This window comes from Streptomyces sp. NPDC048424, assembly GCF_040651555.1.
Taxonomy (GTDB): Bacteria; Actinomycetota; Actinomycetes; order Streptomycetales; family Streptomycetaceae; genus Streptomyces.
The window spans coordinates 35,580-50,396 of sequence record NZ_JBEZKE010000027.1 but is presented as its reverse complement, the minus strand read 5'-3'; the positions used below and the strand labels follow the sequence as shown (position 1 = coordinate 50,396).

14 protein-coding genes and 1 riboswitch are annotated in these 14,817 nt (G+C 71.1%); of the genes, 6 read left to right on the top strand and 8 right to left on the bottom strand.

Annotated features, from left to right (window positions below; all coding sequences use genetic code 11):
* Positions 1-16 precede the first annotated feature (16 nt).
* The 6 genes from AB0D29_RS29825 (at position 17) to AB0D29_RS29800 (ending at position 5,931) form a co-directional block, all read left to right on the top strand.
* Positions 17-1,108, top strand: a complete 1,092-nt coding sequence (locus tag AB0D29_RS29825; protein WP_362858460.1) for an LOG family protein — start codon at positions 17-19, stop codon at positions 1,106-1,108.
* An 80-nt stretch (positions 1,109-1,188) separates the two neighbouring features.
* Positions 1,189-2,094 (top strand): hypothetical protein, encoded by a 906-nt coding sequence (locus tag AB0D29_RS29820; protein WP_362858459.1) that lies wholly within the window; start codon positions 1,189-1,191, stop codon positions 2,092-2,094.
* Between the two features lie 98 nt (positions 2,095-2,192).
* Positions 2,193-2,825: a hypothetical protein gene (locus AB0D29_RS29815; RefSeq protein ID WP_362858457.1), complete on the top strand. Its 633-nt coding sequence runs from the start codon at positions 2,193-2,195 to the stop codon at positions 2,823-2,825.
* A gap of 128 nt (positions 2,826-2,953) precedes the next feature.
* The gene (locus tag AB0D29_RS29810) at positions 2,954-3,217 is read left to right on the top strand and encodes a ferredoxin (protein WP_362804349.1); all 264 of its coding nucleotides are present in this window, start codon (positions 2,954-2,956) and stop codon (positions 3,215-3,217) included.
* Entirely contained in the window at positions 3,214-4,620 is a 1,407-nt protein-coding gene (locus AB0D29_RS29805; RefSeq protein WP_362858455.1) for an FAD-dependent oxidoreductase, read from the top strand. The genes AB0D29_RS29810 and AB0D29_RS29805 overlap by 4 nt, the downstream gene beginning before the upstream one ends.
* A 60-nt stretch (positions 4,621-4,680) precedes the next feature.
* On the top strand, positions 4,681-5,931 hold the full coding sequence (locus AB0D29_RS29800; protein ID WP_362858454.1) for a cytochrome P450: 1,251 nt from the start codon (positions 4,681-4,683) through the stop codon (positions 5,929-5,931).
* An 11-nt stretch (positions 5,932-5,942) separates the two neighbouring features.
* Here the strand turns inward: AB0D29_RS29800 and AB0D29_RS29795 are convergent, their stop codons facing one another.
* The 8 genes from AB0D29_RS29795 to tsf all read right to left on the bottom strand — a co-directional run bounded on the left by AB0D29_RS29795 (position 5,943) and on the right by tsf (position 14,722).
* Positions 5,943-6,971 (bottom strand): ABC transporter ATP-binding protein, encoded by a 1,029-nt coding sequence (locus AB0D29_RS29795; protein ID WP_362858453.1) that lies wholly within the window; start codon positions 6,969-6,971, stop codon positions 5,943-5,945.
* A complete protein-coding gene (locus AB0D29_RS29790; RefSeq protein ID WP_362858511.1) occupies positions 6,971-8,587 on the bottom strand; it encodes an iron ABC transporter permease in 1,617 nt (538 codons plus the stop codon). The genes AB0D29_RS29795 and AB0D29_RS29790 overlap by 1 nt, the downstream gene beginning before the upstream one ends.
* A gap of 95 nt (positions 8,588-8,682) precedes the next feature.
* Positions 8,683-9,765, bottom strand: coding sequence for a thiamine ABC transporter substrate-binding protein (locus tag AB0D29_RS29785; RefSeq protein WP_362858452.1), 1,083 nt, complete (start codon positions 9,763-9,765; stop codon positions 8,683-8,685).
* Positions 9,766-9,850: 85 nt separating this feature from the next.
* Positions 9,851-9,960, bottom strand: a riboswitch (TPP riboswitch).
* A gap of 58 nt (positions 9,961-10,018) precedes the next feature.
* Complete coding sequence (gene rlmN, locus AB0D29_RS29780; protein ID WP_073911009.1) at positions 10,019-11,131, bottom strand: 23S rRNA (adenine(2503)-C(2))-methyltransferase RlmN; 1,113 nt, start codon at positions 11,129-11,131, stop codon at positions 10,019-10,021.
* 93 nt (positions 11,132-11,224) lie between these two features.
* Entirely contained in the window at positions 11,225-12,301 is a 1,077-nt protein-coding gene (locus AB0D29_RS29775) for a phosphatidate cytidylyltransferase (protein ID WP_362858450.1), read from the bottom strand.
* Entirely contained in the window at positions 12,301-12,858 is a 558-nt protein-coding gene (gene frr, locus AB0D29_RS29770; RefSeq protein ID WP_362858448.1) for a ribosome recycling factor, read from the bottom strand. Before frr ends, AB0D29_RS29775 begins: the two co-directional genes overlap by 1 nt.
* Positions 12,859-12,943: 85 nt before the next feature.
* Positions 12,944-13,723 (bottom strand): UMP kinase, encoded by a 780-nt coding sequence (gene pyrH, locus AB0D29_RS29765; protein ID WP_030016384.1) that lies wholly within the window; start codon positions 13,721-13,723, stop codon positions 12,944-12,946.
* Between the two features lie 162 nt (positions 13,724-13,885).
* The gene (gene tsf / locus AB0D29_RS29760; RefSeq protein WP_030708563.1) at positions 13,886-14,722 is read right to left on the bottom strand and encodes a translation elongation factor Ts; all 837 of its coding nucleotides are present in this window, start codon (positions 14,720-14,722) and stop codon (positions 13,886-13,888) included.
* Between the last annotated feature and the right edge of the window lie 95 nt (positions 14,723-14,817).

Here is a 14,817-nt window from a genome sequence, read left to right as displayed (position 1 = left end):
CCTTAGGGTGGGCCGAATGGTCAACGCAGACATCGAGATCGAGACGCTCGCCGAATTCGACCAGGTCGTGGCACGCGGCTCGCTCAGCGGCTACCGGATCCAGTCGGTCAACCTGCTGGAGCGGACCTTCGCGCTGCTCTCCGCCGACACCTCGGCAGCCGTGTTCCTGGGCTGCGCGATGGAGCCCGATGCGTCGGTGAAGGTCCGCGCCGACGGCGCGCTGGTCTTCCCGCCCGTCCCGGACCTGCCGTTCAACCCGTACCGGGGGCTGCTCTACACGCCCGAGGAGCTCTTCGCCGGACTGCCCGACGGGTACGAGGCCACCCCGGACGCCCTGGCCTACGCCTGGTTCCAGGAGACCAAGACCGACGGCGACGTCTTCTCCTCCATGCTCCGTTCCATCCACGACGACGCCGTCTCCGACGCCCTCGACGAGCACCTCGCCGGCGCCCGGGTCGTCGGCGTGATGGGCGGCCACGCCATGTCCCGCGGCGGTGCGGACTACCGCGGCGCGGCGGAGCTGGGCCGCGCCCTGACCCGGTCCGGGCTGACCGTGGCCACCGGTGGCGGCCCCGGCGCGATGGAGGCCGCCAACCTCGGCGCCTACCTGGCCCCGGCCCCCGACGAGGCGCTCGCGGAGGCCCTGGAGATGCTGGCGAAGGCCCCGTCCTTCACGCCGTCGGTGTCCGACTGGGCGCGCGCGGCCTTCGCCGTACGGGAGCGCTGGCCCGCCGGCGGCGACTCGGTGGGCATCCCGACCTGGTTCTACGGGCACGAGCCGCCGAACGCCTTCGCGGGGCACGTCGCGAAGTACTTCGCGAACGCCACCCGCGAGGACGGGCTGCTGGCCCGCTCCACCGCGGGCGTGGTCTTCCTGCCCGGCGCGGCGGGCACGGTCCAGGAGGTCTTCGACAACGCCACGCCGAACTACTACGAGTCCCGGGGCGAGCCCGCGCCGATGGTCCTGGTCGGCCACGACCACTGGACCGAGCACCTCCCGGTCTGGCCGCTGCTGCGGGCGCTCGCCCGCGGCCGTGCCATGGAGTCCCGGATCGCGCTGGTCGACTCGGTGGACGAGGTCCCCGGCGTCCTCGCGTCAATGAGCTGAGCTCCGGAAGCAACTTCGCGGCCCGTTCGCACGTCTGGCAGAGGTACCGCAAAACCTGCCAGACGTGAACGGAGCCCTTGGTGCTCATAGGCCTGCTGACCGCTGTTGCGGCATCCATCTGCTACGGCACGGGATCCGTGCTGCAAGCCGTCGGATCGCGCCGCGCCGCCCGGATGTCGCCCACCGCCGCCGGGGTGACCGCCCATGGCGGACCCAATCTGTCGTCCACCGCGAAAGCGGCGATGACCTGGGAGTTCATCGTCGGCACGATCCTGGACTTCGTGGGCTTCGGGCTCGGCGCCCTGGCCGCCCGCCTCCTTCCCCTGTTCCTCTCGCAGACGGTGATCAGCGCCAACCTGGTGATCACGGCCGTGCTGAGCGTGAAGATGCTGGGCATCCGGCTGAGCCGGAAGGAGTGGACCTCGATCGGCGTCGTCTGTACGGCGCTGGTGCTGCTCGCCACGGCGGCGGGCCACGAGGGCGGCCACCACGCACCCATGTCCACGCACTGGTGGCTGCTGGGGATCACCCTGTTCCTGATGGTCGGCGGCACCGTCGCGGTACGCCTCCTCGGCGGCGGGGCCGCGATCCTCGCGGGCCTGCTCTCGGGCCTCGGCTTCGGCGCGCTCGGCGTCGGCGTCCGGATCCTGGACGGCGTGGACCCGTTCGACCTCGGCACCTTCCTCGCCGACCCGGCCCTCTACGCCATTCTGGTGGCGGGCATCGGCGGCATGTACCTGCACACGGTCGCCCTTCAGATCGGCTCGGTGAACGGCGCCACGGCGGCCCTCGTCGTCGGCGAGACGGTGCTCCCGGGTGCGATCGGCGTGCTCTGGCTCGGTGACGCCTCCCGTCCGGGCCTGGCCTGGCTGGCGGTCCTCGGATTCGTCCTGGCCGTCGCCGGCGCGGTGGCCGTCGCCTGGTACGGCAAGCACGAGGGCGCCGAGGAGGAGGCCCCCGCGCCGGTGCCGGAGGCCGTCGGCTGACCCGGGCCCGCCGGACGGGCATCACCCGGTCGGCCGCCCCCGGTGGTGGCGCGGCGGCGGCTGCCGCTTGCTGGACCGGGGGAGAGAGCGAGGGGCTGATGGAGCCCACGACCGATCGGCTGAAGACACCGCGCGCCGCCGGGATGGCCGGAGTCGGCTTCGCCCTGCTGCTCGGGGTGGCGATCGTCCTGATGCGGATCGCCGTCCCCGGCAACGCAGCCGAGGCGGCCGTCGACCCGGACAAGCGCTGGGCGGTCCAGGTGGCCCTGGAGATCGTGCCCTTCGCGGGCATCTTCTTCCTCTGGTTCATGGGCGCCCTGCGCGCGCACACGGGTGATGCCGAGGACCGGTTCGTCGCCACCGTGTTCCTCGGCAGCGGATTCGTCTTCGTGGCCACGCTGTTCGCCTCCGCCGCGGCCGCGGGCACCGTGCTGAACGAGGGCACGCCCTCCGACTTCGGCCGCCAGTACGCCTATGCGCTCCTCGCGACCTACGCCATGCGGATGGCGGCCGTCTTCGTCCTCGCGACCTCGACCATCGGGCGGCTGCTCGGGGTCTTCCCCCGCTCGCTGGCCCTGCTGGGCACCGTCGTCGGCCTGGTCCTGATCGTGGTGGGTTCCGGCGTGCCCTGGTCCGAGATGCTGTTCCCGGCCTGGGCCCTGGTCGTCAGCGTGCACATCCTGCGCGCCCGGCGCGGCACGGCCCGCACGGGCCGGTCCGGACCGCCCTGAACCGCTGACCTGGGGATGCCTACTCCGGCAGGCGGCCTGCGGGCCCCACGTGCATGCTGGGGTGAAGGGGAGGATCCGGGGATTTCGGGGGTGACGGGGTACCCAGCCGAGGGAAAGGCAGAACCGTCATGAGGCTTGTCGTCGACCTCAACCGATGCCAGGGATACGCCCAGTGCGCGTTCCTCGCTCCCGACGTGTTCGCCATGCACGGCGACGAGTCGCTGCTCTACAACCCGGAGGCGGCCGCCGAGCAGCGCGAGAACGTCGAACGCGCCGTGGCCGCCTGTCCGGTCGGTGCGATCCTCCTGGAACTGACCGACGAGGACATGGCGAACGTGCCCGCCCCCGATGCCGTGGCCGGAGCCGGCTCCCGTTCCGGAGGCGCGCGGTGAGCGGTGGAGGAACACGCGACGGAGCCCTGGAGCGGCTCAAGCGCGAGGGCCGCATCGTCGTCGTCGGCGCTTCGCTGGCCGGGCTGCGGGCGGCCGAGACCATGCGCGAGAAGGGCTTCGCCGGTTCGCTCACGATGATCGGCGACGAACCGTACGAGCCCTACGACCGGCCCCCGCTGTCCAAGCAGGTCCTGCTGGGCAACGCGGTGGCCGACCACACGGCGCTCCCCCGCCGCCGCGCGATCGACGCCGAATGGCGCCTCGGGGTCCCCGCCACGGGACTGGACATGGCCGCCCGCCGGGTCCGGCTCGGCAACGGCGACGAGGTCGAGTACGACCGGCTGCTGATCGCCACCGGAGTCCGGGCGCGGCCCTGGCCCAACGCGGAGGAGGGCGCCCTCAAGGGAGTCTTCGTCCTGCGCACCCGCGACGACGGCGAAGCACTGCAACAGGCCCTCGCCGCCGGCCCCCGCCGGGTGCTCGTCATCGGAGCCGGCTTCACCGGGTCCGAGATCGCCTCCGCCTGCCGGGAACGCGGCCTGGACGTCACCGTCGCCGAACGGGGCGCGGCTCCGCTCGTCGGCGCGCTCGGCGGAGTGATCGGCGAGATCGCGGCCGGGATGCACCGCGAGAACGGGGTGGACCTGCGCACCGGGGTCATGGTGACCGGGCTGGAGGGCGACCCCGCCGGACGGGTCCGCGCCGCCCACTTCTCCGACGGGTCCACCGTCGAGGCCGATGTGGTGGTCGTCGGGCTCGGCGCGCAGCGCAACACCGAGTGGCTCGCCGGGTCGGGACTGGGCGCCGGCCCCCGCGGCATCGCCTGCGACGCGGGCTGCCGGGCCTTCGACATCCGCGGCATAGTCACCGATGACATCTACGTGGCGGGTGACGTGGCACGTTCCCCGCACGCCCTGTTCGGCTACCAGTTCCTCTCCCTGGAGCACTGGGGCAATGCCGTCGCGCAGGCCGACACCGCCGCGCACAACATGCTCAGCGAGAGCGCGGACCGTCGCCCCCACCTGTGGGTCCCGGCGTTCTGGTCCTCGCAGTTCGGGGTGAACATCAAGTCGGTCGGGGTACCGCCGATGGGGACCGAGCTCCTCGTCACGCAGGGCTCGCTCGCGGAGCGCCGGTTCGCGGCCGTGTACGGGTACCAGGGCCGGGTGATCGCCGCCGTGACCTTCGACAACTGCCGGTGGCTGCCGTTCTACGAGCACCAGATCGAGACCACCGCGCCGTTCCCCCCGGAGTACTCCACGGTGGACCGCAGGCCGGAGGGGCACAAGCCGGTACCGGCGGACTTCCCGGACCCCTCGGTGCCGACGCACGGGCCGACCATCACCCTCAGCGGGTACTCGCCGGCCGACCGGAAGATGACCTTCGTTCCCGGGCGCCCCTGACCGCGTCCGAGACCGCACCGCGCCCTCCCCCGAGGATCACGAGGATCACGAGGACCCGTCATGACACAAGCCCTCCTGCGGGAGATCATCGACTACGCGAACCGCGCGAATCCGTATCCGCTGTACGAGGAGCTCCGCAAGACCCCGGTGTCCCACGACGGGGACGGCCCGTACGTGGTCAGCACGTACTACGAGATCCAGAGCCTCCTGCACGACCCGCGGATCAGCTCCGATGCCAAGAACCTGAAGTCGACCGGGGACGACCCGCTGGGCGAGGCCGGGGACGAGGGGGCGGGGACGGCCCTGCCGCCGTCGTTCCTCAAGCTCGACCCGCCGGACCACGACCGCCTGCGGCGGATGACGAACCGGCCGTTCGGACCGCCCCACGCCCCCCACCGGGTGCACGACATGCGCGACGAACTCGGCGGCCTCGTCACCGGGCTCATCGACTCGATCTCCGAGACGGGCAACCTGGACCGGGTCGACCTGGTGGACCAGTTCGCGTACCCCTTCCCCGTCACGGTCATCTGCCGGCTGCTCGGCGTGCCCCACGAGGACGAGCCCAAGTTCCACGTCTGGGCGGAGACCCTCGCCGCGAGCCTGGACCCCGACCCGGACGCCGACCCCACCCAGCACGGCAAGGGAACCATGGACGCCCGGATGGAACTGGGCATGTACCTGGCCGGGTTGATCGAGGAGCGCCGCAAGAAGCCGGGCACCGACATGCTGTCCCAGCTGGCGACCGACGACGGCCCGGACGGGTCGATGACCACCATGGAGGCGCTCAGCACCTCCGCGCTGCTGCTGATCGCGGGCCACGAGACCACGGTCAACCTGATCACCAACGGGATGCTGACCCTGCTGCGCCACCCGGACGTCCTCAAGAGGCTCCGAGAGGACCCCCGTCTGTCCGTCCCCATCGTCGAGGAGCTGCTGCGGTACGAGCCGCCCGTGCAGCTGCTCCCGCAGCGCAGCACCCTCTCCGACATCGAGGTCGCCGGCGTCACGATCCCCAAGGGCGCCTCCCTGTGGCTGGTCCTGGCCTCCGGGAACCGTGACCCGAAGCGGTTCGAGAACCCGGACCGCTTCGATCCCGACCGCAAGGACATCCAGCACCTCGGACTCGGCAGCGGCATCCACAGCTGCTTCGGGGCGCCGCTGGCCCGGCAGGAGGCGCAGCTCGCGCTGAGCGAGCTGGCCCGCCGGCTGGAGAACCCGCGGCTGCTGGAGGACCCGCCGCCGTACCGTCAGAACGCGGTCCTGCGCGGGCCGCGCCACCTGCCGATCGCCTGCGACGGCATCCGTCCCTAGGCCCGCTCCGATCAGGCCGGGTCCGCCGGGAGTACGACGACCTCGGACGGGGTGAAGGTCACCGCGACCCGGTCCCCCACGGCCGGCGCCCCGTCCAGCCCGCACTCCGCCTCCAGGTCCGGCCCCGCCTCGGGCCGCAGCCGCAGCGCGACGTGCGTGCCGCGGAAGGTGCGGGACACCACCTCGCACCGCAGGCCGGCCGCGCAGAGCGCCACCCCCGCCGGACGGATCAGCAGCCGCTGCTCTCCCTCGGGGGATGCCTCCGGGACCGGGACCTTGCCCCACGGGGTCCCGGCCGCCGTGCCCGAGATCACGGCCGGGACCACGTTCTCGAAGCCGAGGAACCGCGCCACGAACTCCGACGCGGGCCGCTGCCACACCTCCAGCGGGGTTCCGGCCTGCGCGATCCGGCCGTCCCTCATCACGATCACCCGGTCGGCCAGCGCGAAGGCCTCCCCCTGGTCGTGGGTGACGGCGAGCACCGTGGTGCCCAGCCTGGAGAACAGCTCCTGGAGTTCCACCACGAGCCGCTCCCGCAGCCCGCGGTCCAGCTGTCCCAGCGGTTCGTCGAGCATCAGCAGCCGCGGCGACGGCGCCAGTGCCCGGGCCAGCGCCACCCGCTGCTGCTCGCCGCCCGACAGGGAGGCCACCGCCCGGCCCTGGGCCCCGGGGAGCCCGACCAGTTCCAGCAGTTCCGCCACCTGGGACGCGTAAGCGGCGCGCGCGCCACCGCGCATCCGCAGGCCGAAGGAGACGTTCGCGCCGACGTCGCGGTGCGGGAAGAGCTGGTGGTCCTGGAACATCAGGCCCACGCCCCGCCGGTGCACGGGCACGCCGGACTGGTCGTCCCCGCCCAGCAGCACCCGGCCCGCGGACACCTGCTGGAGTCCGGCGACGACCCGCAGCAGCGTGGACTTGCCGCTGCCGCTCGGCCCCAGCACACACACGATCTCGTGCTCGGCGACCTCCAGGTCCACGGAGTCGACGACCGCGCGCTCACCGAAGCGGACCGACACCCCTTCCAGCTGAAGCAGTGTCATCAGAACTCCCCGGAGGTCTTGTCGGGTCGCAGTCGCTCCAGCACCAGCAGGGACACCGCGCACACCAGCATCAGGATCGTGCTCAGGGCCATCGCCTGCCCGTAGTTCATCTCGCCGGCCCGCCCCAGCAGCCGCGCCACGGCCACCGGCAGCGTCGGCTGGTCCGCCCGCGCGATGAACACGGTCGCGCCGAACTCGCCCAGCGAGACGGCGAAGGCGAATCCGGCCGCGATCAGCAGCGCCCGCCGCACCAGCGGCAGGTCCACCTCCCGCCAGGCCCGCAGCGGTGACGCTCCGAGCACCGCGGCCGCCTCCCGCAGCCGCCCGTCCACCGCGCGCAGCACCGGCAGCATGGTCCGTACGACGAAGGGCACGCCCACCAGCGCCTGCGCCAGCGGCACCAGGATCCACGAGGTCCGCAGGTCCAGCGGCGGCTCGTCCAGGGTGATCAGGAAGCCGAAGCCCACCGTCACGGCGGACACCCCGAGGGGCAGCATCAGCAGCGCGTCGAAGCCCCGTACGAAGCGGCCCGCGCGCCGGGTCAGCGCGGCGGCCGCGAGTCCCCCGATGAACAGGGCGATCGCGGTGGCGGCGAGGGCGTACCGCAGGGAGTTCCAGATCGCCTCCAGCGGCGGCACCAGGAAGGTTCCGCCGCCGGCGCCCGCGTCCTGGAGCGCGCGGTAGAAGCCGAGGCCGTATCCGCCGGGGGCGTCGAAGGACCGCTCGACCAGCACGCCCAGCGGGAGCACGATCAGCAGCGCCACGGTCAGCAGCACCGCGCCCAGCAGCGTGCGCTGCGCCCAGCCGCGCGGCCGGTGCGTGGTCCGGCCCGGGTCCACCAGCCGCAGTGCGGTCTCGCGCCGGCGCACGGTCCGGGCGTGCACGGCGAGGATGCCGCCGATGGCGGCGAACTGCACCATCGTCAGCACGGCGGCCGTCGACAGGTCCAGGAGCTGCGCGGTCTGCCGGTAGACCTCCACCTCCAGGGTGGAGTACGCGGGGCCGCCCAGGATCAGTACGACGCCGAAGGAGCTGAAGGTGAACAGGAAGACCATCAGCGAGGCGGCGGCCACCGACGGGGCCAGCGCGGGCAGCGTCACGCGCCGCCAGGCGGCGAACCGGCCGGCGCCCAGCACCCGGGCGGCCTCCTCCTGGCGCGGATCCAGCTGGGCCCACAGCCCGCCGACCGTGCGGACGACGACCGCGTAGTTGAAGAAGACGTGTGCGAGGAGGATCGCCCAGACGGTGGTGTCGAGCCGGACCCCCATCGTCTCGTCCATCAGCCCGCCGCGCCCCAGCAGTGCGAGGAAGGCGGTGCCGACGACCACGGTCGGCAGCACGAAGGGAACGGTCACCACGGCCCGCAGCAGCTGCTTGCCGGGGAATTCGAAGCGCGCGAAGACGTACGCGCCGGGGAGTGCGATCAGCAGCGTGAGGACGGTGGAGGCGAGCGCCTGCCAGGTGGTGAACCACAGCACGCCGGCGATGTCGGGCCGGGTCAGGACCTCGCCGATCCGGCCGAACTGCCAGCCCTCGTCGGTCTTGAGGCCGCGTCCGACGATCGCGACGACCGGGTAGGCGAAGAACAGCCCGAAGAAGGCCAGGGGCACGGCCATCAGGGCGAGCCGGACGGCGGTCGCCCGGCCGCCCTCACGGGGGCCGGGGCCCGGCGCGGCGCCCCCCGACGCCGCGCCCGACCCCTTGGTACCGCTTACTTCACGACGAGCGAGGTCCATGCCTTGACCCACTGCTCACGGTTCTTGGCGATGGTCTCGGGAGCCACGTTCTCGGGCTTCTCGACCACCACTCCGTGCTTCGTGAACAGCTCCGGCAGGGCAGCGTCCTTCGTCACCGGGTTCACGAACATCTGGAGCGGCATGTCCTCCTGGAACTTCTTGCTGACCAGGAAGTCCAGCAGGGCCTTGCCGCCCGCCTCGTTCTTCGCGCCCTTCAGCAGGCCGGCGAACTCGACCTGGCGGAAGCAGGTGCCGGTGGCGACGCCCGTCGGGGCCTCGGCCGGCTGCGGCTCGCCGTACAGCACCTCGACCGGCGGGCTGGAGGCGTAGGAGACGACCAGCGGGCGGTCGCCCTTGGCCTTCTTGCCGCCCGCGGAGCCGGAGAACCGCTCGTTGTAGGCCTGCTCCCAGCCGTCGACGACCTCGACGCCGTTGGCCTTGAGCTTGCTCCAGTAGTCCTTCCAGCCCTCCTCGCCGTACTTGCCGACGGAGGCGAGCAGGAAGCCGAGGCCGGGCGAGGAGGTCGCGGCGTTCTCGGTGACCAGCAGGTTCTTGTACTCGGGCTTGACCAGGTCGTCCAGCGTCTGCGGCGGGGCGATCTTCTTGTCGGCGAAGTAGGCCTTGTCGTAGTTGACGCAGATGTCGCCGGAGTCGATCGGGGTGACCCGGTGCTCCTTGTCGAGCACGTACTCGGGCTTGACCGCGTCCAGGCCCTTGGCCTCGTACGGCGTGAAGATGCCGTTGTCGAGGGCGCGCGAGAGCAGGGTGTTGTCCACGCCGAAGAACACGTCGCCGCGCGGGGAGCCCTTGGTCAGGATCTCCTGGTTCAGGGCGGCGCCGGCATCGCCGGACTTCAGCACCTTGACGGTGTAGCCGCTCTGCTGCTCGAACTCCTTGAGGACCGTGTCGGTCACGTTGAAGGAGTCGTGGGAGACGAGGGTGACGGTCTTGTCGGTCGTGCCCGCGGACTTGTCGTCGGAGTCGCCGCATGCGCTGAGCGTGGTGACGCCCAGCGCGGCCGCGAGCGCGGCGCCCGCGATCTTCTTGGTGGTGCTCACTGGTGAATTCCTCCTGGGATGTCCAGGAGAAGACGCGGCCCTGCCCGGCGCTCTGTGGGAGCGGACGCCGGGCAGGGCGCAACAGCTTGAGTGGTGACCGAACTTCCTACCCCGAATGACCGGGGCGAGGTTCAGAGGGTCTGCGGATGACGGATACCGCACTCTCAGCGCTGTGGCGCTCCCCTGTCGGAATATGAAATTGGTTCGGCCACAGGGTACCCCGTGGCCGAATATGACCTCCGCTGACCGGAACCTAGCGCTCCGAGGCCGCGAGCTGGCCGCACGCGCCGTCGATCTCCTGGCCGCGGGTGTCGCGTACGGTCACGGGCACGCCGTGGCGGGCGATGGCCTCCACGAAGGCCTTCTCGTCCTCGGGCCGCGAGGCGGTCCACTTCGAGCCGGGCGTGGGGTTCAGCGGGATCAGGTTGACGTGGACGCGCTTGCCCTTGAGCAGCTTGCCCAGCAGGTCACCACGCCAGGCCTGGTCGTTGATGTCGCGGATCAGGGCGTACTCGATGGAGATCCGGCGGCCGGACTTCTCCGCGTACTCCCAGGCCGCGCCGAGCACCTCGCGGACGTTCCAGCGGGTGTTCACGGGGACCAGCGTGTCGCGCAGCTCGTCGTCGGGCGCGTGCAGCGAGACGGCGAGACGGCACTTGAAGCCCTCGTCGGCGAACCTCAGCATGGCCGGGACCAGGCCTACGGTGGACACGGTGATGCCCCGCTGCGACAGGCCCAGGCCGTCGGGCTCGGGGTCGGTGAGCCGGCGGATGGCGCCGACCACGCGGTTGTAGTTGGCGAGCGGCTCGCCCATGCCCATGAAGACGATGTTCGACAGCCGCGCCGGGCCGCCGGGGACCTCGCCGTCGCGCAGCGCGCGCATGCCGTCGACGATCTGGTGCACGATCTCGGCGGTGGAGAGGTTGCGGTCGAGACCCGCCTGGCCGGTGGCGCAGAACGGGCAGTTCATGCCGCAGCCGGCCTGCGAGGAGATGCACATGGTGACCCGGTCGGGGTAGCGCATCAGCACGGACTCGACGAGCGTGCCGTCGTGCAGCTTCCACAGGGTCTTGCGGGTGGTGTCGTCGTCGCACGAGATGTGCCGGATGACGTTCATCAGGTCCGGCAGCAGCTCCTGCTGGAGCTTCTCCCGCGAGCCGGCCGGGATGTCGGTCCACTCGGCCGGGTCGTGCGCGTAGCGCGCGAAGTAGTGCTGGGAGAGCTGCTTGGCCCGGAACGGCTTCTCGCCGATCGCGGCGACCGCCTCACGGCGCTCGGCCGGGGTCATGTCGGCGAGGTGCCGGGGCGGCTTCTTGGCCCCGCGAGGGGCGACGAAGGTGAGCTCTCCCGGAACGGGGCGGGCCATGGCAGGTACTCCTTGTAAGACGAAAGGCGCGCCGCAGAAGCAGCGCGCCTTTCTAGAGTAACCGCCCGGCGTCTCACACCGCCTTTTCGCAGGTCAGCCGGTGCCCACGAAGGCCGCCAAGAGCAGCCACACCACCGGGGCGGTCGGCAGCAGCGAATCGAGCCGGTCCATGATGCCGCCGTGGCCCGGCAGCAGGGTGCCCATGTCCTTGATGCCCAGGTCCCGCTTGATCATGGACTCGCCCAGGTCGCCCAGGGTGGCGCTGACCGCGACCGCGAGGCCGAGCAGGAGGCCCTGCCACCAGGCGCCGCCCACGATCAGGAACTCCATGCACAGCGCGCCGGCCGCCATCGCGAAGGCCACCGCGCCGAAGAGTCCCTCGCGGGTCTTTCCGGGGCTGATGCGCGGCGCGAGCTTGGTCTTCCCGAAGCGCCAGCCGACCGCGTAGGCCCCGGTGTCGCTGACCACGGTCAGGAGCAGGAAGGTGATCACGCGCTGGGGGCCGTCGTCGGCGGTGAGCAGCATCGCGACGAAGGTGGCCAGGAAGGGCACGTAGAACGCCGCGAAGGCGCCCGCCGTGACGTCCTTGAGGTAGTCCTCGGGCGGTTCGGTCATCCGCCACACCAGGACCGCCAGCACGGTCAGGGCCATCGCGACCCAGGCGCCCTCGGCCCCCCGGACGTATCCGGCGATGACCATGGCCGCGCCGCCGACCGCGAGCGGGACGAGCGGGGCCTTGATGCCCTTCTTCTCCTGCAGCCGGGAGGTCAGCTCCCACAGGCCCACGACGACCGCGACGACGATGACGCCGACGAAGACCGCCTTGACGATCAGCAGCGAGGCGAAGATCACCGCGCCGAGACCGACGCCGACCCCTATGGCGGCACGCAGGTCCCGGCCCGCACGCTTCTTCGGCGGCGGGGGCGAGGCGTCCTGCGGCTGCGGGGCATGCGGAGGCGGGGGGCTGGGCATGGGCTCCTGCGGCGGCGTATCGGCGCGGAAGAGGGGGCCACCGTCCAGGGCGGCCCCCCGATCGCGTGCTTCCCGGTCGTCGAAGTCACGGCCGGCGGCATCGGGCACGATGGGCATGGGCCGAGTGTGCGGGCCCACCTGCGCATCGTATGCGGGACCCGCCGGAACCGGCTCCGGCTGCCAGGAAGTGTCGTTCATCAGACTTCGAGGAGCTCGGCTTCCTTGTGCTTGAGGAGCTCGTCCACCTGCGCGACGTACTTCGCGGTGGTGTCGTCGAGCTCCTTCTCCGCGCGACGGACCTCGTCCTCGCCGGCTTCCTTGTCCTTGACGAGCTTGTCGAGGGCGTCCTTGGCCTTGCGGCGCACGGCGCGGATGGAGACCTTGGAGTCCTCGGCCTTGGTGCGGGCGACCTTGATGTACTCCTTGCGGCGCTCACCGGTGAGCTCGGGGAAGGTCACCCGGATGATCCGGCCGTCGTTGCTCGGGTTGACACCGAGGTCGGAGTCGCGGATCGCCTGCTCGATGTTGCGCAGCGCGGACGCGTCGAACGGGGTCACGATGGCCATGCGCGGCTCGGGCACCGCGAAGGAGGCCAGCTGGTTGATGGGCGTGATGGCACCGTAGTAGTCCGCCACGATCTTGTTGAACATCGCCGGGTGCGCACGGCCGGTGCGAATCGCGGCGAAGTCTTCCTTGGCGACGACGACGGCCTTTTCCATCTTCTCCTCGGCCTCGAGGAGGATCTCTTCGGTCACCACGTGCTCCTGCATGTCTTGAATGGATGGTTCGGGCGGGCGGGGCCGGCGGGGCCGGTCCGGGCTCGGTCCGACGGCGGACCGCTCAGGCCCGGGTTTCCTGGTCGCTGACGAGCGTGCCGATCTTCTCACCCTTGACGGCGCGGGCGATATTGCCCTCGGCGAGCAGCTCGAACACGAGGATCGGCAGCTTGTTGTCGCGGCAGAGCGTGATCGCGGTGGCGTCGGCGACCTTGAGGTCGCGGGAGAGGACCTCGCTGTACTCCAGCGCGTCGAACTTCACCGCGTCCGGGTTCTTCTTCGGGTCGGAGTCGTAGACCCCGTCGACACCGTTCTTGCCCATGAGCAGGGCCTCGGCGTCGATCTCCAGGGCGCGCTGGGCGGCCGTGGTGTCGGTGGAGAAGTACGGCATGCCCATGCCCGCGCCGAAGATGACGACGCGGCCCTTCTCCAGGTGGCGCACGGCACGCAGCGGGATGTACGGCTCCGCGACCTGGCCCATGGTGATGGCGGTCTGCACGCGGGAGTCGATGCCCTCCTTCTCCAGGAAGTCCTGGAGCGCGAGGCAGTTCATGACGGTGCCCAGCATGCCCATGTAGTCGGACCGGGCCCGGTCCATGCCGCGCTGTTGGAGTTCGGCGCCGCGGAAGAAGTTGCCGCCGCCGATCACGACGGCGATCTCCGCGCCGTCGCGGACCACCGCGGCGATCTCACGCGCGATGGCGTGGACGACGTCGGGGTCGACGCCCAGTCCTCCGCCACCGGAGAAGGCCTCGCCCGACAGCTTCAGCATGAAGCGGCGGCCCTTCTTGTCCTGGTCGCTCTTGTCGTCGGATGCGGTGTGGGGGTCCACGCCCTGATTCATGGAGATCTCCTCGTGCACATACGAAGAAGGCCATTGCCGGTGGGTCCTTGCGGTTCCCTCTACGGCAATGGCCTCCTCGTCAGATCTGCGGTCGCCTCGCGCAAGCGCGGACGACTGCCTCAGACCCTACCGGGGTCCGGTGTCCGTCGCGTACGGACGGACTCAGATGCCGACCTTGATGCGGGTGAAGCGCTTCAGGGTGACACCGGCCTCGTCCAGAACCTTCTGGACGGACTTCTTGTTGTCCAGGGCGTACGCCTGGCCGAGCAGCGTGGCGTCCTTGAAGAAGCCGTTGACGCGACCCTCGACGATCTTCGCGATGGCAGCCTCGGGCTTGCCCTCCGCGCGGGTGACCTCTTCGGCGATGCGACGCTCGGACTCGACCTTCTCGGCCGGGACGTCCTCGGCGGACAGCCACTGCGGGGCGAACGCGGCGATGTGCTGCGCGACGCCGCGGGCGACCTCGGCGTTCTCCTTGTCGAGCTCGACCAGGACGCCGATCTGGAACGGCAGGTCGGGCATCGTGCGGTGCATGTACGCGGTCACGTAGCCGCCGTTGAACTGCGCGAAGCGGTCCAGGACGATCTTCTCGCCGAGGTTGGCGTTGGCCTCGTCGACGAAAGCGGTGACGGTCTTGCCGGGCTCGATCTCGGACGCGAGGAGCGCCTCGATGTCGGCCGGGGAGGTGGCGGCCACGTGGGCGGCCAGCTGGTTGGCGACGGCCAGGAACTTCTCGCCCTTGGCGACGAAGTCGGTCTCGCACTTCAGCTCGACGATGACACCGGAGGTGTTGTCGTCGGCGATGAGGGAGACGACCGCACCGTTCTCGGCAGAACGGCCTTCGCGCTTGGCGACGCCCTTCTGACCCTTGATGCGGAGCGCTTCCTGGGCCTTGTCGACGTCACCGTCGGCGTCCACGAGCGCGTTCTTGCAGTCCAGCATGCCGGCGCCGGTGAGCTCGCGGAGCTTCTTGACGTCAGCGGCGGTGTAGTTCGCCATGAGTCTGTGATTCTCTCTCGAAGTCGTAGATCTACGGGTGAACGGCGGAGGTGCCGCGCTCGTGGCGCGGCTCCCCCGCCGTCATCGTCCGTGCT